The 22,021-nt window shown below is 54.4% G+C and carries 22 protein-coding genes; 10 read left to right on the top strand and 12 right to left on the bottom strand.

Going from position 1 to position 22,021, the window contains the following annotated elements; translation table 11 throughout:
• A partial coding sequence (locus tag EFB11_RS16365; RefSeq protein ID WP_164706842.1) for a DDE-type integrase/transposase/recombinase occupies positions 1 to 426 on the top strand: 426 nt, incomplete at its 5' end.
• 80 nt (positions 427 to 506) lie between these two features.
• Here EFB11_RS16365 and EFB11_RS16370 read toward each other — a convergent pair.
• Positions 507 to 1,235, bottom strand: coding sequence for an MgtC/SapB family protein (locus tag EFB11_RS16370; protein WP_122791432.1), 729 nt, complete (start codon positions 1,233 to 1,235; stop codon positions 507 to 509).
• A 115-nt stretch (positions 1,236 to 1,350) separates the two neighbouring features.
• On the opposite strand from EFB11_RS16370, the gene EFB11_RS16375 reads away from it, so the two are divergent.
• Positions 1,351 to 2,250 carry a LysR family transcriptional regulator gene (locus EFB11_RS16375; RefSeq protein ID WP_122791433.1) on the top strand — a complete coding sequence of 300 codons (900 nt, stop codon included), beginning with the start codon at positions 1,351 to 1,353 and terminating at the stop codon, positions 2,248 to 2,250.
• Positions 2,251 to 2,281: 31 nt separating this feature from the next.
• Here the strand turns inward: EFB11_RS16375 and EFB11_RS16380 are convergent, their stop codons facing one another.
• The 3 genes from EFB11_RS16380 to EFB11_RS16985 form a co-directional block, all read right to left on the bottom strand.
• Complete coding sequence (locus EFB11_RS16380; RefSeq protein WP_122791434.1) at positions 2,282 to 3,184, bottom strand: bacteriohemerythrin; 903 nt, start codon at positions 3,182 to 3,184, stop codon at positions 2,282 to 2,284.
• A gap of 135 nt (positions 3,185 to 3,319) precedes the next feature.
• The gene (locus tag EFB11_RS16385; protein ID WP_122791435.1) at positions 3,320 to 3,892 is read right to left on the bottom strand and encodes a rubrerythrin family protein; all 573 of its coding nucleotides are present in this window, start codon (positions 3,890 to 3,892) and stop codon (positions 3,320 to 3,322) included.
• A gap of 453 nt (positions 3,893 to 4,345) precedes the next feature.
• Positions 4,346 to 4,561: a hypothetical protein gene (locus tag EFB11_RS16985; protein WP_164706843.1), complete on the bottom strand. Its 216-nt coding sequence runs from the start codon at positions 4,559 to 4,561 to the stop codon at positions 4,346 to 4,348.
• 166 nt (positions 4,562 to 4,727) lie between these two features.
• On the opposite strand from EFB11_RS16985, the gene EFB11_RS16390 reads away from it, so the two are divergent.
• From EFB11_RS16390 to EFB11_RS16410, 6 genes are all read left to right on the top strand, one after another.
• Positions 4,728 to 7,868, top strand: coding sequence for a hypothetical protein (locus tag EFB11_RS16390; protein WP_122791436.1), 3,141 nt, complete (start codon positions 4,728 to 4,730; stop codon positions 7,866 to 7,868).
• Complete coding sequence (locus EFB11_RS16395) at positions 7,865 to 10,741, top strand: hypothetical protein (protein WP_122791437.1); 2,877 nt, start codon at positions 7,865 to 7,867, stop codon at positions 10,739 to 10,741. Before EFB11_RS16390 ends, EFB11_RS16395 begins: the two co-directional genes overlap by 4 nt.
• Before the next feature lie 11 nt (positions 10,742 to 10,752).
• On the top strand, positions 10,753 to 11,433 hold the full coding sequence (locus EFB11_RS16400; protein WP_122791438.1) for a hypothetical protein: 681 nt from the start codon (positions 10,753 to 10,755) through the stop codon (positions 11,431 to 11,433).
• Between the two features lie 136 nt (positions 11,434 to 11,569).
• The gene (locus EFB11_RS16990) at positions 11,570 to 11,746 is read left to right on the top strand and encodes a plasmid mobilization protein (RefSeq protein ID WP_164706844.1); all 177 of its coding nucleotides are present in this window, start codon (positions 11,570 to 11,572) and stop codon (positions 11,744 to 11,746) included.
• Positions 11,739 to 12,521, top strand: coding sequence for a ParA family protein (locus EFB11_RS16405; RefSeq protein ID WP_122791439.1), 783 nt, complete (start codon positions 11,739 to 11,741; stop codon positions 12,519 to 12,521). The genes EFB11_RS16990 and EFB11_RS16405 overlap by 8 nt, the downstream gene beginning before the upstream one ends.
• 2 nt (positions 12,522 to 12,523) lie before the next feature.
• Positions 12,524 to 13,483: a ParB/RepB/Spo0J family partition protein gene (locus EFB11_RS16410; protein WP_122791440.1), complete on the top strand. Its 960-nt coding sequence runs from the start codon at positions 12,524 to 12,526 to the stop codon at positions 13,481 to 13,483.
• Between the two features lie 149 nt (positions 13,484 to 13,632).
• Here EFB11_RS16410 and EFB11_RS16415 read toward each other — a convergent pair whose 3' ends face one another.
• Positions 13,633 to 14,091: a hypothetical protein gene (locus tag EFB11_RS16415; RefSeq protein ID WP_122791441.1), complete on the bottom strand. Its 459-nt coding sequence runs from the start codon at positions 14,089 to 14,091 to the stop codon at positions 13,633 to 13,635.
• Positions 14,092 to 14,305: 214 nt separating this feature from the next.
• Between EFB11_RS16415 and EFB11_RS16420 the strand changes: the two genes are divergently transcribed.
• Both EFB11_RS16420 and EFB11_RS16425 read left to right on the top strand, forming a co-directional pair.
• Entirely contained in the window at positions 14,306 to 15,160 is an 855-nt protein-coding gene (locus tag EFB11_RS16420; RefSeq protein ID WP_122791442.1) for a bacteriohemerythrin, read from the top strand.
• Between the two features lie 85 nt (positions 15,161 to 15,245).
• Positions 15,246 to 15,524, top strand: coding sequence for a DUF5839 family protein (locus EFB11_RS16425; RefSeq protein WP_122791443.1), 279 nt, complete (start codon positions 15,246 to 15,248; stop codon positions 15,522 to 15,524).
• A gap of 82 nt (positions 15,525 to 15,606) precedes the next feature.
• Here the strand turns inward: EFB11_RS16425 and EFB11_RS16430 are convergent, their stop codons facing one another.
• The 7 genes from EFB11_RS16430 to EFB11_RS16460 all read right to left on the bottom strand — a co-directional run.
• Positions 15,607 to 16,035, bottom strand: a complete 429-nt coding sequence (locus tag EFB11_RS16430) for a GNAT family N-acetyltransferase (protein ID WP_122791444.1) — start codon at positions 16,033 to 16,035, stop codon at positions 15,607 to 15,609.
• A gap of 13 nt (positions 16,036 to 16,048) precedes the next feature.
• Entirely contained in the window at positions 16,049 to 17,185 is a 1,137-nt protein-coding gene (locus EFB11_RS16435) for an iron-containing alcohol dehydrogenase (protein ID WP_122791445.1), read from the bottom strand.
• On the bottom strand, positions 17,182 to 18,729 hold the full coding sequence (locus EFB11_RS16440; protein ID WP_122791446.1) for an APC family permease: 1,548 nt from the start codon (positions 18,727 to 18,729) through the stop codon (positions 17,182 to 17,184). The genes EFB11_RS16435 and EFB11_RS16440 overlap by 4 nt, the downstream gene beginning before the upstream one ends.
• Before the next feature lie 82 nt (positions 18,730 to 18,811).
• Positions 18,812 to 19,417, bottom strand: coding sequence for a cytidylate kinase-like family protein (locus tag EFB11_RS16445; protein WP_122791447.1), 606 nt, complete (start codon positions 19,415 to 19,417; stop codon positions 18,812 to 18,814).
• Between the two features lie 63 nt (positions 19,418 to 19,480).
• Positions 19,481 to 20,692, bottom strand: coding sequence for an aspartate aminotransferase family protein (locus EFB11_RS16450; protein ID WP_122791448.1), 1,212 nt, complete (start codon positions 20,690 to 20,692; stop codon positions 19,481 to 19,483).
• 326 nt (positions 20,693 to 21,018) lie between these two features.
• A complete protein-coding gene (locus tag EFB11_RS16455; RefSeq protein ID WP_122791449.1) occupies positions 21,019 to 21,582 on the bottom strand; it encodes a helix-turn-helix domain-containing protein in 564 nt (187 codons plus the stop codon).
• Positions 21,583 to 21,634: 52 nt separating this feature from the next.
• The coding region (locus EFB11_RS16460) for an aminotransferase class III-fold pyridoxal phosphate-dependent enzyme (RefSeq protein WP_122791450.1) at positions 21,635 to 22,021 on the bottom strand (387 nt) is incomplete at its 5' end.

Raw genomic sequence — 22,021 nt, forward strand, 5'->3', positions numbered from 1 at the left:
CTGTACCTGTCCATGATCCGGGATCTCTATGACAACAGTATTGTGGCTTACAAAACCGGAACGGAACAAACGGTGAATCTGGTTCTGGACACCATTCGTCTGGCAATGAAGCAAGAGAAAAAGAGGGCCGCTGCAGAGTTGCAGCTCCACAGCGACCAGGGTGCTCAGTACGCCTCACAAGCATATTTTGAGCTAACTCAAACATACGGCATTACGCCGTCTATGTCAAGACGTGGAAATCCTTATGACAACGCTATGGCGGAAAATTTCTTTTCTATCCTCAAAACAGAGTGCATCTACCGCCACAAACCGGCTACCTTCTCGCAAGCCAATGAAATGATTGACCGCTACATCTACTTTTACAACCATGAGCGCATCCAGCTAAAGACTGGAGAAGCGCCGCTTACGCGACGCCTCTCCGCTTAAAACTCAATCTTTCCTACCAGGGCTCTTTTTTGTACTGTCCGCACAATCTGGGGCAGTCCAAACCCTTGCGGGGCGTTTTTTTATCCATTCACCGGCAGGCAGTTGATGCTGCTCACCTCTTTGGATTCGAGCAGATATTTCATGCCGCGCATGGTCACGTCGTGCGGGGCGCGCAGCGTCACATCAAACAGGGCGCTGCCGTCCTCCTGCCGGGAGACATTGCTTTGCACGATCTGCACCCGGTGCTCAGACAGGAAATCGGCAAACCGGGTGGGAAATTCGCCGCTGCCGGTCACGGTAAACTGCACATGGCTGGTCTGGCTGGGCTCGGCATGGGGCACCAGACGGTGCATAAAGATTTGCAGCACCGCGACCACGATGGTGGTAAAGATGCCGACCACGACCATGCCCGAACCGATGGCAAGGCCGATGACCGCCGTGGCCCAGATGCCGGCCGCCGTGGTCAGGCCCTTGATGGTGTTGCCGTGCTTGAAGATGACGCCCGCGCCCAGGAAGCTGATGCCGCTGACGACCTGGGCGGCCACGCGCGCCGGGTCGGCGCCGCGGGTGCCGGCAAAGACTTCGCCGGTCGCGCTGGTCAGGTCGGCAAAGCCGTATTTGGACACGATCATCAGCAGCGCCGCGGCGCAGCAGACGATCACATGGGTGCGGATGCCGGCTTCTTTCAGGCGGCGGCTGCGCTCAAAGCCGATGCCCGCGCCGCACAGACAGGCCAGCAGGATGCGCAGAAAAAAGTCCAGGTTTTGCGCGATGGAAAATTGGCTGTTTAAATACGTCGTCAAAGTCATGGGACCGTTCTCCTTGGATGTCGAATTTTTTGGTATCTATTATACGCACGATGTGCTATAATGTAAAATTAGAATTTGTGGGTATCCATATAAAGAAATCTTATAGGAGGCCGGTATGCTCGATCCCAAGATTGACTCTCTGTTGCAGGTTTATGAGTGCGGCAGCTTCATGGCAGCCGCCAAAAAGCTGTCGGTCACCCAGCCGACCGTCAGCCATCATGTTAAGGCGCTGGAAGAAGAATTGCACGTTTCCATCTTCGACCGGCACAGCGGCAAGGTGATCGTCACGCGCGAAGGCGAAGAAGTCATCAAATGCGCCAAGAAAATGAAAGGTCTGTATCAAAGTTTGCGGCAGGACCTGCGGGACAGCAAAGCCATGGTGTCCCACCTGACCGTGGGGGTCACGCACACGGCCGAAAGCAATCCCATCGCCGAAGCGCTGGCGAACTATGGCGCACAGAACGATCACGTTATGATTAAAATGATCACAGGCACGATAAAGAAACTTTATAGCAAACTGAAAACGTACGAAATCGACCTGGCCATTGTCGAGGGCCGCATCGCCGACCCGAGCATCCGCTATCTGCTGCTGGACACCGATTATCTGGTGCTGGCCGTGTCGGTCAACCACCCGTATGCCCGGCGCGGGATGATCACCCTCGGGGAGCTGAAAAAAGAGCGCATGATTTTGCGCCTGCCCAATTCGGGCACGCGCAATCTGTTTGTCGCCCATCTGGAAAGCAACAACATGAGTTTGAGCGAATTTAACGTGATTTTGGAGCTGGACAACATCGCCACCATCAAAGACCTTATCCGCCGCGACTTGGGCGTGTCCATCCTGCCCAAGAGCGTGTGCCTGGACGAACTAAAAAAGAAAAAAATCGCCGTGCTGCCGGTCGAAAACCTCAGCATGGTGCGCGAAATCAATGTGGCATATCCGCAGGACTTCCCCCAGATGGACATGCTGCACGACATCGTCAAATCCTACCGCGAAACGCTGCGCCATTACCAATGAAAAAAGCCGCCCTTTTGGGGCGGCTTTTCGGTTATTTAAAAATCTGCTTATCGTCCGAGGACACAAAGAAGCTGCCCTGGTCGGACGAAAACAGGACCGACAACGTGGGCCGGTGCTTGGTGAACTGCTGCGCGAGCTGCTGCTGGGTCAGGAAGTGGCTTTCCTGATATTTCATGCCCGTGCTGTCGCTGATAAAGCGACCGGCCAGCGTGCGCCAGAAGTTGGCGCCAAAGATTTCGAACGTGGACAAAATGAGCGCATCGGCTTCGTTGATCTCCGCGCCATAGATGCGGCGGACCACTTGCAGAAGGAACCGCTTCTCGATGCCAGCCATGACGGTCACCTGTTCGGCGCCGCGGGTATAGGTCAGCTGCTGGTATACCGCTTCGCCAAAGGGTTCGCCGCGGTAATCGTCCGACTGCACCCGGGCCCGGATATTCAGCCCGAGCGTGGACGAAAACAGGCCGTTAATTTCATTTTGCAAGGTCTCGTGGTCGATGCGGTCGGCCTGGGGCTGGCTGAGCTGGCCCTTGCCGACAATGGCCATATCGGCGGTGGTCACGTGCTCAAACAGCCAGCCGATGCCGCCGCCGACAAATTCCAGGATTTCGTCCTTGGTACACTGACCCTGCTGCAAAATGGTCTGGTATTTGACCAGCTGGATGTCCCGAAATTCATCGTGCAGGCGCTTGTGCTGGAAATAGCCCTCAAAGGCGATTTGGCGCATATAGGCCTCTTCGCGCACCGCGTGCACGTCAAAATAGTCTTTTAAGTACGCCATGCCCTCGCGCAGCAGCGAAAAGCGCATGGAAGAATCGTCAATGTTCTGGTTGACGGTCTGGATGAGTTTGCCCGCAATTTGGAAAAGCTGCTTGTGGTCGTTGTCGATCTCCTCGACCCCCATGGAATAACGGTCGCTCCAAGGGATGATCATGGATGGTCCCTCCTTCTCTGAATCTATCTTTAGGATACTGCAAAAGATTTAGAATTCCATTAAGGTTTTGGAAAAAAGAGCGCCCGCTGCCAGGCAGATGGAAACCTGGCAGCGGGCGCACAGCGTGCAAGGGTGTTACACGGTCTTTTCGTAGGTCGTCTCTTCAAACGAGCCGATGGCGTGGCAAAGGTCGCATACATCCGGACGCTCCTCATAGATAGCGCCGCAGAACACACAGCGGTAACCGGTCGCCAGGGTGGTCTTAGGCTTGGGAGCCGGTGCGGCCGGCTTGGCCGGCTGGCTGGCCGAACCCGTGCTGCGCGGCATCTTGGCCAGAGCAGCCATGAACTGGAACTCGTGTTCCTGTTCGATCTTGGCGATGCTGCGGAAGAGCTTGGCGATGTCTTCGAAGCCCTCTTCCTCGGCGATCTTGGCAAACGACGGATACATGCTGCTCCATTCACCGTATTCCCCGCGGGACGCAGCCTGCAGGTTTTCGGTGGTCGAGCCAATGCCCTTCAGGGCCTGGAAAAGCAGCTTGCCATGCATGCCTTCGTTGGTCGCCAGCTTTTCAAACAGCTCGGAGATTTCCGGATGGTTTTCCAGACGGGCCTTTTCGGCGAAAAACAGGTATTTGTTGCGGGCCATCGATTCTCCTTGGAAAGCGGCGAGCAGATTTTCTTCGGTGCGGGTTCCTTTCAGTTCCATAATGTTCCTCCTAGGGGTCGGCGTACATGGAGTCGATAATAGTTCTTATTATTATGGATTGAGTATACTATATTATACTTAAAAAGTCAACATTGAAACCGGCGTTGATGATAAAAAAACAGGCAAGATTTTTGGTGAAAATGACTAGGAAAATTTTGAATATAAAGATAATAAAAGAATTACTGTATAAAAAAGCGTGTAAATGAAATTCTGAAAACTCGTTTTAGGGTTTTCTAATAGAGTAAAGGTGTATCTTCAATAAACAAAAAATAACAGATTTTCCAAATAGAAAACCTGTTATTATAAAAAACGACAAAATAGTTGCAAATATATTGTGATATTTGGTATGATATATACAAACGAAATAGATGAAATTTCTTTTGATTCCAAAAAAATCCGATCAAGATAAAACACATATCCATATATTTGGATGGCTATGACGTTTATATGCTTTCAGAGATCGCTGGGAGAGATAACTATGTTTTTGTGAAGGGTCTTGCGATACTCTTGCTCATTTTGAAGCATGATGGTCAGAGAGGCCGAATCATTCTTCGGTGGCTTGCGAACCGATACCTGCTGTGCACTAAGCTGTGCACCGACTTTAGACATGGCACGAATTTTGGAAGCCTGTCGTCCATGCCGTGCCTGTCGGATGGAATATACTAACATAGCTTATACCTCACTGCACGTTTTAGAACAGTTGAAAATTGTTCTATTATTTATTATATGCGTAATTTATAAAGAATACAAGCTATCAATGGTAAATGTTTAGTAACAAAATAGAGGGAAAGGAGGCGCGGGCGGCCCAATTTGAGCCGCATTCGCCAAAGAATGTATGGAACATCAGGAACTGAATTTCAAAGAATGTATCAGCCGAAAGATTGGGATTAAGCTGCTTGATTTTCTTCAGCTCCAATCAGTCATGCCGGATTTTACGGAACTGCTGAAGGCTGTATCTATGCAGCGCGACCGGGCGGCTGGGCCGGGGCAGTATATGGATGCCAACTATCATTTAATGCATGACAACATCTTTGGTATTTTGGGCGGACGGGGCAGCGGCAAGACCTCAGTGCTGTTTTCTTTACGGGAATATCTGATGAAAGAAAATCGTAACGATATCATTTTGCCTATCATTTCCCCCGAGCTCATCAGCGAAGGATGTTCCATGCTTTCATGGGTGCTGTCCATGTTTCAAGAAACTGTGGCTCAGATGGAAAAATGTGTACAGCAGAAGCCGGATGTCCTGCATGAAATCGAAAAACAATATCCATCACAAAGCTGTGATTGTTATGCATCCAGTGCACTCAATTTGCAGCGGGAATATGATGACATTCTACAAGAGTGCGGTACCCTGCGCGGCCTGCAGGATATCCAGCCCTACGAATACGAGGATATGATTTCGCTACGCGCTCAGCATTCCCGGCGGCAATACCATTTGATGAACCGCTTGAGTAACTTTTGGAAGAAACTTGCTTTTGTGCAGCGAAAAATCACCGGACAAGAGCAGACACCTCTAATTTTTATCATGTTCGACGATATCGATCTGGCTCCGGAACGGAGTATGGAACTGCTGCTCTCAGCATATAAATATTTTTCCAGTCCTTATGTGGTCATCGTTTTGACGGCTGCCATGAATACGCTACGCCAAGTGCTTACCTACCGTATGTATGAAAAGGTAGTCGGTTCCAAATATGCTTCGCTGATTCAGGGACATGATATTCTGGGAGGCAGTGCTTCCGGCGGGACGGTGGATCCGTATCAGATGGGTCGGGCCAATGAAGCGGCGCTGGAGTACCTCAATAAGGTGATTCCGCAAACCAGCCGCTATGAACTGAGCCGGTATGATACGTATGACCGCAAGCTTTTGTTCCGTTACCCCAAAAAGGAAAGTACAGCGCCCTATGATATCCATACCGAAAATTCGGTGCCACTCGGTCAGTTTGTGCTGCGCTGCATCGAGGAGCACAAACTGCTTTGCCCGGCCTATGGCACTGGCGCAGCAACACGGAATTTCCTGGCCGATCCTCATAAAAAGGAAGAGCTTGCACGGGAATATTATCTACTCTTTGGGGACAAAAACCGCTACATTTGCAATGCCTGTCTGGGCATTTTCCAGGCCTGCGAACAGCTGCAGGATATCCGTACCCGTATGAGCGTCTCAAAAGAAGAATGTGGGCCGGAATACGTTCGGGAGATCTACTATGTGCTGCGGCATCTGCTGACCGTGCTTATCACCTCCCATACACGCAGTCTCGAGGAATGCAGCCGCTGGATCCCCGACCTGCTTAAATTTACCTATGGTACGCATTACCTGTTCATTCATTACAGTTTTCTTCTAGAACAATATACCATTTTGCTGCATGCCGCCGAGGAAAATGTGGCGCGGGAACTTAGCGGCTGTGAGCAGGCCATGACCAAGGAAGCCTATGTGGCACGCTATGCCGACTGCCTGCGGGAACGCCATGCTCAGATCAAGCAAAAGATTGGTACACTGTTTTTAATGCTCAACTTCCTGGAGCATTTGACTTCAGTAGTTGCACCCGAATATTACAGTACCATCGGGCAACCAGGGCGTACCCGTTCGATCCATGGCCTGCCGCAATTTTTGGAACTGATCAACCATGGGGCACTGTACAACAGTCAGGACACCGATCTGATGTTGTTTCCGCAGGTGGAATCCATGGACGATGCCATGGAGTTTTACGGCGATATTCTGGCCGAACCCGAACGTTTTCTACACTTTGATATTGCCAACGCCAATCATGTGGCCGATTATTTCGGATATCTCAGCCAGCATCCGCGGTGGATGGGCATGCTTTCCAATGAAGTGACAGAGCACATGCTGGTTTCTCCCCTGTACACCGCCTGCACGCATAATCCGGCCTGGATCCGTACGGTCTGTTCCATGCTGTATTTGACCAAAAGCGGTATTCAGCTCTTGCATGAAGGTATTTTTGCCGATTACCTTGCGTTTTTTGATGCGATTTCTCTGCTACCAGGACTGAAAAACCAGCGCGAAAACTGTCGCAAAAGTATGAAGTGGATCTTGAAAGGCTGGAATATCCAGGAGCAGGCGGAAACCGCCTTACAGGAATTGTGGGAAGTGAAAGGCCTGAAAAGCCGCAATCGGTCCAGGGCAAAAAAGCAATATGAACATATTTCGGACTGGAACGAACTTTGTGAGGCTGTTTTGGAAAAACCAGATAACAAATTTCTACTTTATCATTTCCTTAAGGAAATGGAAAGTGCAGACCAGCCGCTTCATAAAAACAATCTTTCGCAGCTGTGTGCCAAAGTGGAAAAACTGCTGATTGAGTGCCATTCTACATTTTATCAGATTCCTGTCATCGCTCGGTTTCGGCAGGAGGATCGCGGAGATCTCTTACTGAATATTGCATCACTGATCGATGCAATGCCGGATCTGGCTCCTTTTGAGAGGTCTTTGCAGATGCCAATTCAAAATGCGTCAGATACAGAAGAGTGGATTGATGTCCCACTACGAATTGTTCTGGATTTTTTTCAACGGGTTTCTTATCAGTTGACCATTTGGGATAATTCCAAGATCATGAAAACCGATGCGCCGACGCTAAATGTCTTTTATCGTTCTTACCTGTACGACTTGGTCGAGATGCTGCATTTGGAATTCGAACAAGAAAGTTGGGAAAAATTAGTTGATTTTTTGGAAAAAGTGGCGCTTTTGCAGGCATTGGTGCCCAGTTACGTGTATGCAAGGTTCATCCTGATCAATCAGCAGCAGTATGCGGAATTCCGCATTTTGAGCCGTCAAGATCAAAAGGCCGACTCCACCAAGGGTAACGATATCGCTGCACAGATTTATGACAGATTGTGCAGCGTTATCCAGCCTGACAAGAGCGGCAAGGTCGACGGTTCAATGCAGACATTAGACGAGATGATGATTGGCATCAAGCACAGATATTCCCAGCAATATATGCGCAAATTCGGGGTGATCGAATGACATCCGGACAACGTCTGCATTTGATTTGCCGTACGCTGTTGCTGCCGCTACGCGATCCGTCTTTTGGCAACCGCGATCTGCTGGTGCAAAAGACCAAGTGTTATCGTGATTTTCTGGAGCGCAGTGGGCAGGAAAGCAAGCTGTATCGCGCTTATGTCAATCAGCGCAATGCGCTGATTGAACGGCTCTGCCAGGATACCTCACCTCAGCGGCTAGATGAGGTGCAGCAGATGCTGGAAATGTTTTATGGGGATCCGCTGCTCTATGAGCAACTTACTCAGGCTCAGAACCTTGACCGATTCTATCTGCGCCGCATCGCCGAAATCTCCGACAGTTTTGTAACCTTGCGCGATGGACGCCCGGCATTGCGGTTTTGGACCCGCGCGGAACAAGCCGATCTGTTTGGGGCCCATACAGGTTTGCACAAGGCCGAGTTGTGGAATACACTCGTACGTCTTTCTACCCCGGATCTCTGGATCGCTGCGTATTACATCAATATAGGCGCAGAAGACGTGCATGTACTCAGCCATGTGTCTGATGAACTGCTGCTGGCCGATCAGGTACTGATGAAAAAGCTTTCGGTAGGATTTGCGGAAACCCACATGCACTTTAATGCTGGCCTAGACTATCAGGCGTTGTGGGAATTGGTTTCCGATGTGACCGCTCTGCAGCATAGCCATGGGCAGCTAGAACGGTACGGTTCTCATCTGGAAACCCTGCTCAAGGCCGGGATGCTTCGCCTGTTTTTGGCTTCCTACCTGCTGTATCATGCACCCGGACAGGATTTTCAGGCGTATTGCAAGGCTTGCCTGCCCGAAACCATGGCGGGGACACATGATATTCTGGCAGTTTTGCAGGCGGGCATACAGGCAGGTCCGGCTGCGCATGACCAGTGCGTCCGCTATTTTCAGCATTTTGAGACCAATACCCGTCTATTGAAACGCCAGATGGACATTGCATCGCTCGACAGGAACGAATATCGTATGCGTTTTGATTTGCTCAGCCGCAGCGTTTTTTCGGCATACTACTCTCTCAATACCTCATGCGACATCCTGCTGTTTTGGATGGGACTGCGACATGCTGGTCAGGGTGGTTGCCCACAGTTTTGCCGAGCGCTATTACAATATATCCGCTGGAAAAATTACTTTTTTGAGTCCATCCATCAGTGGGAAGGTATCCATGGCCTGCGTCGTTTTCGGTCGTTTTATCAGCGGGCTGCCGGAGCGGTATACAGCATGCACAGTCAGGATCATGATCGGCTGAGCCATATGGCGGCCTATGCCGCCTTCCGTAGCCAAAGTCGTACACCGTATCTCAAACGTATGGAGATGAAGATCAATCCGCCGGAGCCATCGACTCTGGAAGTCTCCCGGAACGATTCCCGCACTTTGATGAAAAATAAGATCGCGCGTCAAGTGTGGATCATGCTCGATGCCTATATCCAGTTTATTCGGGAAAGCTTGCAGGATACCCGGTTCCCGAGGCAGACGGATGAGCAAAAACTCACCCGTCTGCACCAGACCGATGCCGTTTCTTTCCCGACGCCGGGCATCTTATACCATTTCACCAAGCCCGATTTACTGCGTAGCAGTTTTGGACGGATCTGCTGGGCTGCACCTGATAGCCAAAAGGCGAACAGTCCGCATTATATTGAAACCCTGCGGCAGCAAAGTATGATGTTTTGTGATGTCCTACATGAGATGATTTTGAACATTCCGCATTTGGGTGATTATATCGTAGGGCTGGACGCCGCATCGGAGGAATTGAACATCGAACCTTGGGTGTATGCGCCAGTATTCCGCTATGCTCGTAGCCGGCGCAACACCTATCCGCGGCAGCTCTGTACCCGCATGCCGATTCCCAATCTGGGGCTGACTTATCATGTAGGAGAGGAATTTCGTCATTTGGTGTCCGGCCTTCGGGTGACCGATGAGGTATTGGAGCATTTTGGATTCAAAGCCGGAGATCGGCTGGGGCATGCCATTTCCCTACAGGCTGACCCTCTGCTCTGGCAGCAGGAAAACCAGGTCTGCTCTCTGCCAACGCTGGAGTATCTGGAAAATCTGCTATGGCTGTGGAATCTGAAAAACACCGAACCCGAACTGGAACTGATAGCCGATGTGGACAAGCGTATCCTGGAGACAGCCGAATCGCTTTACGGGAAGATCGACCGCCTTACCCCTTATTTGCTGTGGAGTGCTTATCAAAAGAAATTTTCCCCGCTGGACCCGACCCACATTTTGCATGCATACAATACGTGCGAGCAGTGTATGTACCGGCCGTTATCCATGCAGCCTGCCGGTATCTGTCCGCTTTCCCACGCCGAGCAAAGCGGGGATTGGACTATCGAACGCTTGCTGCTCACGCACTTCTGTCCGCGATATCTGGAGCGTTACCGTAAACCTATGTTTGTCCAGGTCCCGCGGGACGAGGTGCAGTTGCTGCGGCAGCTTCAGAGGATTCTCAAGAAAAAGGCTGGCCAGCTGGGCATCACTATTGAGGTTAATCCAACGTCCAACGCCTCAATTGGTGCGATCCCCGGAATTTTTGAACATCCCATCCTGCGGCTGAATAATCGCGGGTTGGCGCTGCCCGATCAGGAGGAGCAGCACCTTTCGATCTCTATCAATTCCGATGATCCACTGGTATTCCACACCAGCGTGGAAAATGAGATCTCCTATATCTATTACAAAATCACGGACATGGGGTACTGCCGGGAGGATGTACTTAACTGGGTGGATCAGGTGCGCCGGTGCGGCATGGAAAGCAGCTTCATCCGGCGGGAAAAGCCGCCCGGTGTGCTGCTGCGCGAATTGCAGACCATTTGCGATGCTTTGCAGCAGCAGTATCTGCACGGCCGTGCGCCCGTATAGGAGGATTGGATATGAAATACTTTTGGGAAGATTTCACCGTCATCGATTTTATGGGGATGTTTATCCCGGGCGCCCTGTTTGTGCTGGTCACAGAAAACGCGCCCTTCCCCTTCTGGGAGCTGTGCGTAGGTTTCTTTGGAGCGGACAACGACCTGGCGCTGGCCGTTTATTTTGTCATCCTCAGTTACTTGCTCGGCACGTTTTTCATCGAATGCAGCAAGGGATTGGAGCGGTGCCTTTGCCAAGACCTGGTCGGCGCCCGGTATGCGCAGTCGGCGGCCTACGATGCCGGCAGCCAGGCGAAAAAATGGTTTTGCAGCCTGGAATCCCCGCCGCGGTTTTCCGATATCAAGGTCGCGGTTCACGGCCGGGGCGCCTATCGCAAACGCATGCTGTTTTCCGGGTTTTATGAGCTGTGCCGCACACTGCTGGTTGCCATCCCGGCCAGTATCGTGGTCCGTCTGATCGGCGGATATGACATATGCATCCTGACCCTGCCGACGGTTCACGCGCCGTGCATCAATGTGATCCTGTATCTCGGCATACTTTATATCATTTTGCGCCGAATGCGCCGATTCCTCAAGTATACGGTGGAATATACCTATGGAGACTATCACACGCTGTGCTGCTCTGGCAGCCCGACCGAAAACAGCTCCCATGCGGCATCATCCTCTGAAACAGAAGGACCATAACGTCATGTTATGGTCCTTTTTTGCTTGCGCATATCGTTTGCAAAATAAAAAACGACAAAATCATATCGTTTGTTTGTTTACAAAAACACCGAATGATATTATACTGAAAACAACACAGACGCAAGGAGGCGCGCACGTGGAAGCAGGCAAAAAGGTCTCCATGCTGGTGTATGCGACCAGCGAGGAACGAGAGCGGATCAAAGCCGCTGCCGCCAAGATGAATCTATCGGTCAGCAAATTTATGCTGGAATGCGTGATGGAGCAGGTGGCTTCGATCGAAGAACTCATGCAAAGGACGGGTGAACATGATTAAAATTGCGCTCATGAACCAAAAGGGCGGCACCGGAAAGACCACATCGGTCATCAACATCGGCGGGGAACTCATCCGCCACGGCAAAACCGTGCTCATCATCGATATGGATACCCAGGGCAACGCCACCTCCAACCTCCAGATCGTGCAGGAGGCGGACAAGACCATGACCGATGCGCTCACCGATTCGGCGGTGCTGCCGGCAGACACCATCTGCCATACGGTCATCGACGGGCTGGACATCATCCCCGGCGGGGCGCTGCTCGGGGGCGCCTATACCGCCCTGCAAAAGATGGTCATGGGCCGGGAAACCGCGCTCAAGCGGCTGCTGGCCAAACTGCCCGCAAACGCCTATGATTTTATTTTGTTTGACTGTTCGCCGTCGCTCGAATCGATTTTGAACATCAATGTGCTGGTGGCGGCCGATTATGTGCTCATCCCCATCCGGGTGGATAAGAACTCGATCGAAGGCTATGGCACCATGCTGGAAACCATCCGCGAAGCCCGCGAAGTGGTCAACCCCGACTTGCGCGCGCTGGGCATCTTCATGACCGCCGTGGAGACCGGTTCGTCGCTCGACCGCGAGATGATCGACGCCCTGCCGGCCATGCTGCCCGATCTGGCGTTCCAGACCTACATCCGCAAGAACATCGAGGTGCGCAAAGCGCCCATTGCGCTGCGGCCGCTGTGCTTTTACAACCCCCGCTGTGCCGGCGCGCAGGATTATTCCGATCTGACCGGCGAGATCTTAGACCGAATCGAAGCAGAGGAGCGATAACCATGGCAAAAACAAAACCGTCGCTTTTTGGCACGCTGCAAAAGACCGCCGCCGTGTCCGAACAGGTCAACGGCGAATTTGTCCGCAACATCCCGGTGGACAAGCTGCTGGATAATCCGCTCAACCGGTTCTCCATGCAGGAGGACGAAGCTTTTGAACGCTCGCTGCAATCGGTGGAGCAGGACGGCCTGTGGGAGGACATCATCGTCACACCGGCCGACAACGGCTGCTATCGTATCATCTCGGGTCACCGCCGCAAGCGCATCGCGCAAAAGCTGGGCATGGCGACCGTGCCGTGCAAGGTGCGCACCTACGCGAGCGAACTGGACGAAGCCCGCGCACTCATCGGCGAGAATATCCACCGCCGGGCGGTCACGCCGCTGGACATGGCGCGCCAGCTGGACACACTGTGCCAGGTGCTCGACCGGGCCGGCCTGCCGGACAGCGTCCAGGACCGGGTGCAGCAGCTGATCGAACAGACCGGCCTGTCCCGCGCGACCATTTTGCGCTATCTGGACTTGCTGCGCCTGAACGACACCATCGTATCGTGGATCGAGCAGGGCGCGCTGCCCATGACCGACGCATACTTCCTCGCGCAGAAGAACCATTGCAGTTTGCAGGACCCGGTGGTCCAGGAGGTCGAAAGCATGGATGCCGCCATCCCGCTGGAAGCGCGCATCCAGACCGCGCTGGCGCGGGTCAAGCTGGGCAAAAAGCGCCCGGCGGCCGAGCACAAACCGGCCGCCGACCCGACGCGCACGGTGCGCAAATGCCGCGCTTCGGTGCGGAGCATCTCCACCCAGCTGGACGGGCTGCGCCAGCTGGAAGATACCACCTGGTCGCAGGTGGAGGACGCCAAAGCGCTGCAAGCCGACATCGACGATCTGGCCGCCGAGCTGCAAGCCCTGCTGGACGCTTGCCGCACGCTGCGGGAGACGGTCGACCAAAAAAATCTCACGTGAGATTTTTTTGCGACCGCCCTCTACCCATGAAAAATCTCACGTGAGATTTTCGCGCACGCACCCCACCCCGGAAAAATCTCACGTGAGATTTTTCGCGGGCCAACAGGTATAAAAAAACAGGACGCTGTTTGCGTCCTGTTTTTTTTATGTTATTGGAAAAATCCGTTTTCCGAGTCCCAGGTGCCCGAATCCCAGCCGTCTTCGAGGTCCTGATAGCTGTCATACGATTCCGGGTCGTTTTCCTTGAGATACTCCTCGAAACCGCTATCGCCCCCAGAAAAGCCGTTTTCCGAATCCCACTCGCCGGACTCCCAGCCTTCCTCAAGGTCCTGGTAATACTCATACGATTCCGGGTCGTTTTCCTTGAGATACTCTTCGAAACCGCTGTCCGAATCGCTGCGGGAAGAACCCGACGTCGTCGAGTTGCTGGTGGACGAGCGCCCGCCAGAGCCCGAACCAGAATCGGATGTGGTCTCATCGGATACGGCAATCGTTGTTTCGAGATCCTCTTCTTCATCAACGGTTGTGGTATCGCTTCCTCCGCCGCAAGCTGTAAGAGAAAGTGCCATACTTGCCGCAAGGAACATGGTGAACAATTTCTTGTTCATAGAAACTCCCCCTTGTTTTTTGGCTTTACTGAAAGAAAGCTTTTTTAAAGTATGGCACATTCGGAAGAGATTGTCAAACCCAACCCCAGTATTTTGGCGATATTTGTACGCCCAGTGGGACACTGTCCAAAACCATTTGGTCTTTTTTGGTTTACAAAATCGCCCGGTCATGCTATTGTAAATCTATGAAACAGCAAAAATTTGGGGGGATTGTATGATGTGGAAAGACAGTTATCGGCTTGGCGTCGATCAGATCGACACCCAGCACCGGGAATTGTTCCGCATGACGGCGGAACTGGTCAGCGCGTCCAAAGGTACGGCGACCGAGGAAGACTGTCAAAAGGCGCTGGGGTTTTTAAAAGATTATGTCATCCGGCATTTCCGGGATGAGGAAGCCTATCAGGAAGCTATCCAGTACAGCGACGTCGAAGCCCACAAAGCCGAGCACCGGGAGTTTACCAAAACCGTGCTGGCGTATGAAAAGCGGCTGCAAGAGGATGGATTTGACCAGAAAATTATGCAGGACCTGGCGGGCACGGTGACTGTCTGGCTGATTTATCATGTCGTCGACACCGACCAGCGCATTGTGGCCGGCAAAAAGACCTTCGGGCAAAAGCAGGCCTTTGACCGGTCGATCGACCTGTTTTGCAGCAGTGCGCTCGATGTCATGGGAAGCATGGGCGGGCTGGACCGCAGCAGCGCCAAGCAGCAGGCCATTGGCTTTGCGCCGCCCCAGGGCGATGTGTTCGTCACCATTGACCTGATCGGCGACCAGCCGGGCGCGGCCATCTTTGGCTTTTCCAAGGACCTGGCGCTGCATCTGCTGGAGACCATGACCATGATCGAGTTGGAAGAACTCGACGCACTCGTGCAGTCGGCGCTCTGCGAACTGACCAACATCATCTGCGGCAACGCCGCCACCGCACTGACCCAGCATCAGATCGCGTGCGACATCAAACCGCCCGTCCTGTCGTGGGAACTGCCCGGCGGCGCCGCCGGGACCAGCACACGCATCGATACGCCCTTTGGGTGGCTGGATGTGAGCGTGCGCTTTGACGAGATCGACTGATTGCCCATATTGACATCCGGGAGAGATTGTGTTATCTACTATATAAACGCAACGGCCAGAAACCGGAAGAAAGCAGAGGATGCGAATGAAAAAATCAGCCAATACCATACGGGCGTGTCATTTCCGCAAACGCAATGGACAGTATATTCTCAACCCCAAGGCGTGTTATTGCTGGCATATCCCCAAAGCGTTGCGCCGCTCCCGCATCAAGCCCGGCGACCTGGTCATGGTCCGTGCTCACGACCATCGGGAGGTGGTGCTGGTGATGGAAGTGTTCCGGGAGGAATTCGAAGAGACCCACCGCACCTATAAACCGGTGTTATGCAAACTAAAGAAAAACTTTTTAGAAAAGTCCAACAAGTAAAAAGAAGGCCATTTCTTCCAGAACAGAAGAAATGGCCTTTGTTTTTGGGCCAGGCACGGTGTGCCAGTCCCAAATTTTCACATTATAAGGTTTTTTCAAAGCCATAGCAGCTTTTTTCAAAGCCGATATGTTCGTAAAATTGGTGGGCTGCCACGCGGGGCAGGCCGGAGTCCAAAATGAGCGCCCGGCAATCGCGCTTTCGCGCGAGCTGTTCGGCGTGGCGCAGCAGCGCGGCGCCGTAGCCCTGACCACGGAAGGCCGGGTCGACAAACAGGCTGGACACATAGCAGGTCGGCCCCTGCATCCAAAAGGTGTCAAAGTAATCGCCGTGGCACATGCCCTGGCAGACGCCCTGGTCTTCGAGGAGAAAGAAGAAGCTGTTCGGGTTGGCCAGCACCCGCCGGTAGACCGCTTCGGTCTGCGCCCGGTCATAGGTGCGGTACGCCCAAAGCTGTCCAATCCAGGCAAACGCGGTGTCAAAATCCGCGAGTGTCGCGTTTCGGTATTCCATCGTTTGTACCCCCTTACAGGGCCTTGCGATAGATGTCCGCAATCTGCTCCTGGGTAAAGACCACCGGGTTGTTGGCTACGCTGGCCGCCGAAACCTTCATGCAGTTTTCGGCCATCCACGGGACGTCGGATTCGGAAAGACCCAGCTCACCCAGCGTGCAGGTAAGGTCGAGCTTTTGCAGCAGCGCCTTGACTTGCGCGGCGCAGTCGGCCGCGTCCGTGCCGCCCAGCAGCTTGGAAATGCGCGCGAACTTCTCGGGTGCGCCCGGATAAGAAGCCTCGATGACCGCTGGCGTCAGCGCCGCCAGGCCCTGGCCGTGCACGATGTCCTTCAGGCCGCTGGCCGGGTGCTCCATGCCGTGCGCCAGGGTGACGCCTGCCGTGTTGATGACCATGCCGCCGATAGTGGAAGCAATGGTGATCTTCTCCCAGGCTTCGGTGCTGGTGTCCGCGCCGGTGTAGAGGTTGACCAGATTCTCGGCAATGGCCTCAATGGCGTACAGGCTGAGCGCGTCGCTGAACGGCTGCGCAATCTTGGAGGTGTACGCTTCGATGCAGTGGCACAGCGCGTCGAAGCCGACCGAGGCCAGCACCTTTTTGGGCATGGTCTGCATGCACTCGGGGTCGACGATGGACGCCTTGGCGATGATAGCCGAGCAGCGCAGGCTCTTTTTGTCGCCGTTTTCCGGGTTAGTGAGCACGGCAAAGCCGTTGCCCTCCGAGCCGGTGCCGCAGGTGGTGGGGATGAGGATGAGCGGCAGCGCGTGGTCGCTCTGCTTGCGGTTGAAAATATAGTCGTTGATATCGCCGTCGTTGCAGGCCAGGAAGGCAATGCCCTTGGCGCCGTCCATAATCGAGCCGCCGCCGATGGCAACGACCACGTCGCAGCCCTGCTCGGTGGCCAGGCGTGCGCCCTCTTCGACGGTGGTGGTCAGCGGGTTTTGGGAAACCTGGTCAAACAGCACCGAATCGATGCCGGCTTCGGCTAAACTGTTCTTGACGTGGTCATACAGGCCGGATTTCTTGGCGCTCGAGCGGCCGGTGACGATGAGCGCTTTCTTGCCGTAGGGCGCGGTCAGGGCGCCGACCTCGGCGACCCGGCCGCAGCCAAAGACGATGTTGACCGGAAGGAAATAGGTAAATTGATTCATAGCTGTTTGGCAGCCTCCTCATTCAGTACGGTAGCAATCGCCGCTTCGATGGCGGCTTCAATCGCGTTGTCAAGCGCCAGGTCGAGATCGCGGTCAGATGCCTGGAGCGTTGCAGCGTCGGCATCCGAGATGATCTCCACCAGGGAGCCGAACTTTTCCTTGTAGCGGACACGGCAGACGACAAAGAACACCGCGCCCAGAATGACCCAGCCGCCGGCCATCAGCCATTCCTGCCAGACGAGCGTGGCGCCCGAGCCGGGCACCAGGTAGCAGGCGACCATGAAGCCGGACATCAGCACGGCCATGACGCCCACGAACTTATACGGGCCGACCTTGTACGGCCGGGGCAGGTCGGGTTCCTTCTTGCGCAGGATGAGGAAGGAGAACGCCACCATGCAATAGGCCACGCAGCAGCCGAAGTTACCGGCGTCCACGATCCAAACCAGCATTTCACGTCCAGCGAAGGGCGCCAGAACGGTCAGCAGGCCGACCAGATACAGGGCATTGATCGGGGTCTTGTGCTTGGGATGGAGCTTGGCGAAGAATTTCGGAATCATGTAGGATTCGGCCATGGAGTACATGGCGCGGCTGCCGCCCATGAGGAAGGAGTTCCAGCTGGTGACGATGCCGCACATGCCGCCAACGATCAGTACCTTGGCCATAATGGAGCTGTGGAACGCCTTGGCCATGGCGTCGGCGGTGACCAGACCGGAGCCGGACAGGGACGCCAGAATTTCGCTGTTCGGCAGCACATAGCCGACCGCCAGAATAATAAGCGCATAGAACACAACAGCCAGCACAATGGACAAAATCAGGATGCGGCCGATCTTCTTGAGGTCGACATTGATTTCTTCGGCGGCCTGCGGGATAACGTCAAAGCCGATGAAGAAGAAGGGGGTCACGAGCGCAACCCGGAGGATGCCGTGCAGAGGCGACGTGTCGCTGGCAAAGACCTGGCCTTGCAGGTTGTCGGCCGAGCCGGTGAACACCGACGCGACAATCAGCAAAATGCCGACCGCGCCGATGATGACGGTCAGAATGGTTTGGAGCATGGCAGCCGTCTTGATGCCCTTGATGTTGACAATGGTCATAAAGATGGCCACAACAATGGCCACGATCAGCCAGGACGCATACACGTCAAACCCGGCGACCGTATACAGATACCCCTGCAAGAAGTCGGGGTAAATATAGGTGATGATGGTGGGCAGGGCGCACGCTTCAAAGCAGGCAACGCTCACATAGCCCAGTACAATCGTCCAGGTGCAGATAAACGAGCCGATCGGCCCCATGGCACGGTGGCTGAATACATGCTCGCCGCCGCACTGCGGCATGGCGGCCGTCAGTTCGGCATAGGTCAGGCCCACGAAAAAGATCATAACGCCGCCAATGGCAAAGCCGATGGCTGCGCCCACGGCGCCGCCGGTGTTGATCCAGTCGCCCGAGGAAACCACCCAGCCCCAACCGATCATGGCGCCGAAGGCAATCACGAGGATATCCCAGGCCCCGAGCACCTTGTCGAACGAGGATGTTTTTTTGTTTTCCATCTTGCATCGTCCTTTCGAGCAAAATAAAAAGATGCAGAACCCATTCCTGAAATGGTTCTAACATCTTTGTTAGGAGTCCGTTTTAGCCGCCAAACTTCTGCTTGGCGAAGTCTTCGATAAATTTAGCCGTTTTTTCAAAGCCCAGCACGCTGCTGTCGATGAGAAGGTGCCGGTTGTGCCGGTCGCCGCGGTAGGTGCCGGTCATCTGCTTGTACCGGGCGTGCAGCTGCTTGTCGTTCTTGTCGATGAGCACCCGCGCCGCCTCTTCGGAAACGTCGAGCACATCCATGATGTGTTTCAGCCGTTCGCTTTCCGGGGCATAGACAAACGCGTTGAGCACATCGGTGCGGTCGCGCAGCACATAGTCGCTGCACCGGCCCACGATGACGCACGGGCCGCGGTTTGCCAGCTTGCGGATGATCTGGGTTTGCAGATAGACCACGCGGTCGGTCAAAATCGAGTATTTGCTGGGGCTGGCGGTGTTTTGCAGCGCCTGGCTGCGGCCGCGAATCTCTACGCCAGCTTCCAATTTTTCGGCCATTTCCTTGGAAAGGCCGGTTTCTTCAATGATGCGATCGATGATGGGGCGGTCATAACACGGATATCCCAGGTCTTTGGCGATCATCTTGGCGATATCCGGCCCACCGCTGCCGTATTCACAACCGATGGTAAGAATAAAGTCTTGCATCGTGGATTTCTCCTTTTCTGGGGGGCCTTGGCCGGCCCCTGCCGGCCAAGCCCTCCGGATGTTTTATAGTTCTTCGACGGCTTCTTTCAGAATCGCATAAGCCTTGTCGCAGTCTTCCTGGGTCAGGATGAGCGGCGGCACCATGCGCACGACGTTGGCACCGATGGCGGTCACCAGTAAATGCTTATCCAGGCACTTGTGCTTGATGTCGGTCGAGGTGGCAAAGCCGTCAAACTCCACGCCGATCAGGCAGCCCTGATGACGGACTTCCTTGACATGCGGCAGGGTTTCCAGCTTGGCCGAGAAATAGTCGCCCATCTTTTCGGCGTTGCTGGCGAGGTCACGGCTGAGCAGCTCGTCGATCTCAGCCAGAGCCGCTGCGGCGCTGACCGGATGGCCGCCGAAGGTGGTGCCGTGCGAGCCGGCGGTGAAGGCCTTGGCAACTTCGGCCGTTGCGCAGATGGCGCCAATCGGCATGCCGCCGCCCAGGGCCTTGGCCATGGAAACGATGTCGGGCTTGATGCCGTAGTGCATGTAGCTCATGATGCGGCCGGTGCGGCACCAACCGGTCTGGACTTCGTCCAGCAGGAGCAGCATGCCCTTTTCGTCACACAGCTTGCGCAGGCCGCACAGGAATTCCTTGGTGGCCGGATGCACGCCGCCTTCGCCCTGAACCGGCTCGACCATAATCGCAATGGTGTTTTCGGTGCAGGCATTGCGGAAGGATTCCAGGTCGTTGTAATCGGCGTAGGTAAAGCCGGGGGTCATGTCGCCAAAGCCGATCTGGCAGGCGTTGTCCGGCTGGCCGGTTGCCGACATGGAACCAAAGGTACGGCCGTGGAAGCCCATCTTTGCGGTTACAATGTTGTATTTATGCGGGCCATACTTCTCGACACCGTACTTACGCGCCATCTTAATCATGGCTTCGTTGGCCTCGGTGCCCGAGTTCTGGAAGTAGATCTTATCCATGCCGATCGTGGTGCACACCTTTTCGGCCAGCAGGGCCTGCGGGATGGTGTACGGATAGTTGAAGGTATGCATAATGTCGTCCACCTGTTCCTTGACGGCAGCGACCACCTTCGGATTGCGGTTGCCGGCCGAGTTGACCGCAATGCCCGCGTAGAAATCCAGATACGGGGTGCCGTTTTCGTCGTAAAGGTACATGCCTTCGGCAGTTTCCGCAATGAAGTCGAAACGTTCATAGGTTTCGATCATGTATTTGCTGACCAGATCTTTGATGTCCTGGGCCGTGCGGCCGGTGTCCTTGAGTTTCATTTCCTTCTGCCTCCTGATCGTCTGGTATCAAAACAAAAAGACGCTTTTCCACCTTGGGAAAAGCGCCTTTGCTTTGTCCTTTATATTGAACGAGATTACCATAACACAACCGGACGGAAGTGTCAAGTCGTGCGGCATCATTTTGGCACATCGCACAAACAAACAATTCATTATGCGCCGGATTTTCGCAAAATTTCCGGTGCTTTGCCGGGAAACACGCGGGTTTACACCGAAAATGCGGGGGAACCCCAAAAGCCGCAAACCGCGCCCCGTGCATCCCGGCCGCGCGGGCCGAAACACGGTCTTGCACGACTAAGTACAATATATTAAACATCGCGCTGATATTCCAAAAAGTAACATAACACCGAGCACGGGCCAGCGCCCACGCTGCAATAGCGGTGCTCCTGGCTGGACTCAAAACGGAAGATTTCGCCGCTCTGGATGACATGGCTGCCGCTTTCCAGTTCCAGACGCAGCGTGCCGGACTGGACGGCCAGGTATTCGCGCGTGCGTTCGCCGTGGCTGCCCGCCGGATAGACGCCACCCGGCGCCAGTTCGATGTGGTAGATCTCCACCCGGTGGTTCTCCTGGAAGGGGAAGCAGGTGCGCACGGTGTATTGTCCGGGCACTTCCTTGGTCGGGGCAGTGTCCGCGATGCGGATGAGGATGGTGTCCTGCGGCGGGGGACCGGTCAGGTCGTTTAAGTCAATGCGCAGGCCGCTGATGATGCGGCCCAGAATGCCGATCGACGGATTGGCCGAACCTTTTTCGATCTGCGCCAGCATGCTTTTGCTCACGCCGGTCTGCTCAGCCACCAGGTCCAGGCTCATCCCTTTGGCCCGGCGGATGCGGTTTAAATTCAAGGCAATGTTGTGCGATAGATAGTCCATGGCATATCCCTCCCGTGCGTTTGATAGAGGTATTATACCACAAAATTGAAAATTAGCGACTCTGGGTGCACGCGGCCAGCGCGTCCGCGAAGATGTTCAGCCCGGCTTCCAGCTGGGCGTCGGTCATGACGAGCGGCGCGAGCAGGCGGATGACATTGCTGTAGGTGCCCGCGTTTTCGACCAGCAGGCCGCGCGCGGCACACGCCTGAATCATAGCCGAGGTCAGCGCCGCGTCCGGGGTCTTGCTTGCCCGGTCGGTAACAAATTCGATGCCGACCATGCCGCCCAGGCCGCGCACGTCGCCGATGCAGTCATACTGCTCCATCAACTCGCGGTAGCGGGCCATGACCCGGCTGCCGATCTCAAGCGAACGGTCGGCCAGATGGTCGCGCTCCATGATCTCGATGACCTTGAGCGCCGCGGCGCAGGCCAGCGCATT

The organism is Intestinibacillus sp. Marseille-P6563, from assembly GCF_900604335.1.
Taxonomy (GTDB): Bacteria; Bacillota; Clostridia; order Oscillospirales; family Butyricicoccaceae; genus Butyricicoccus_B.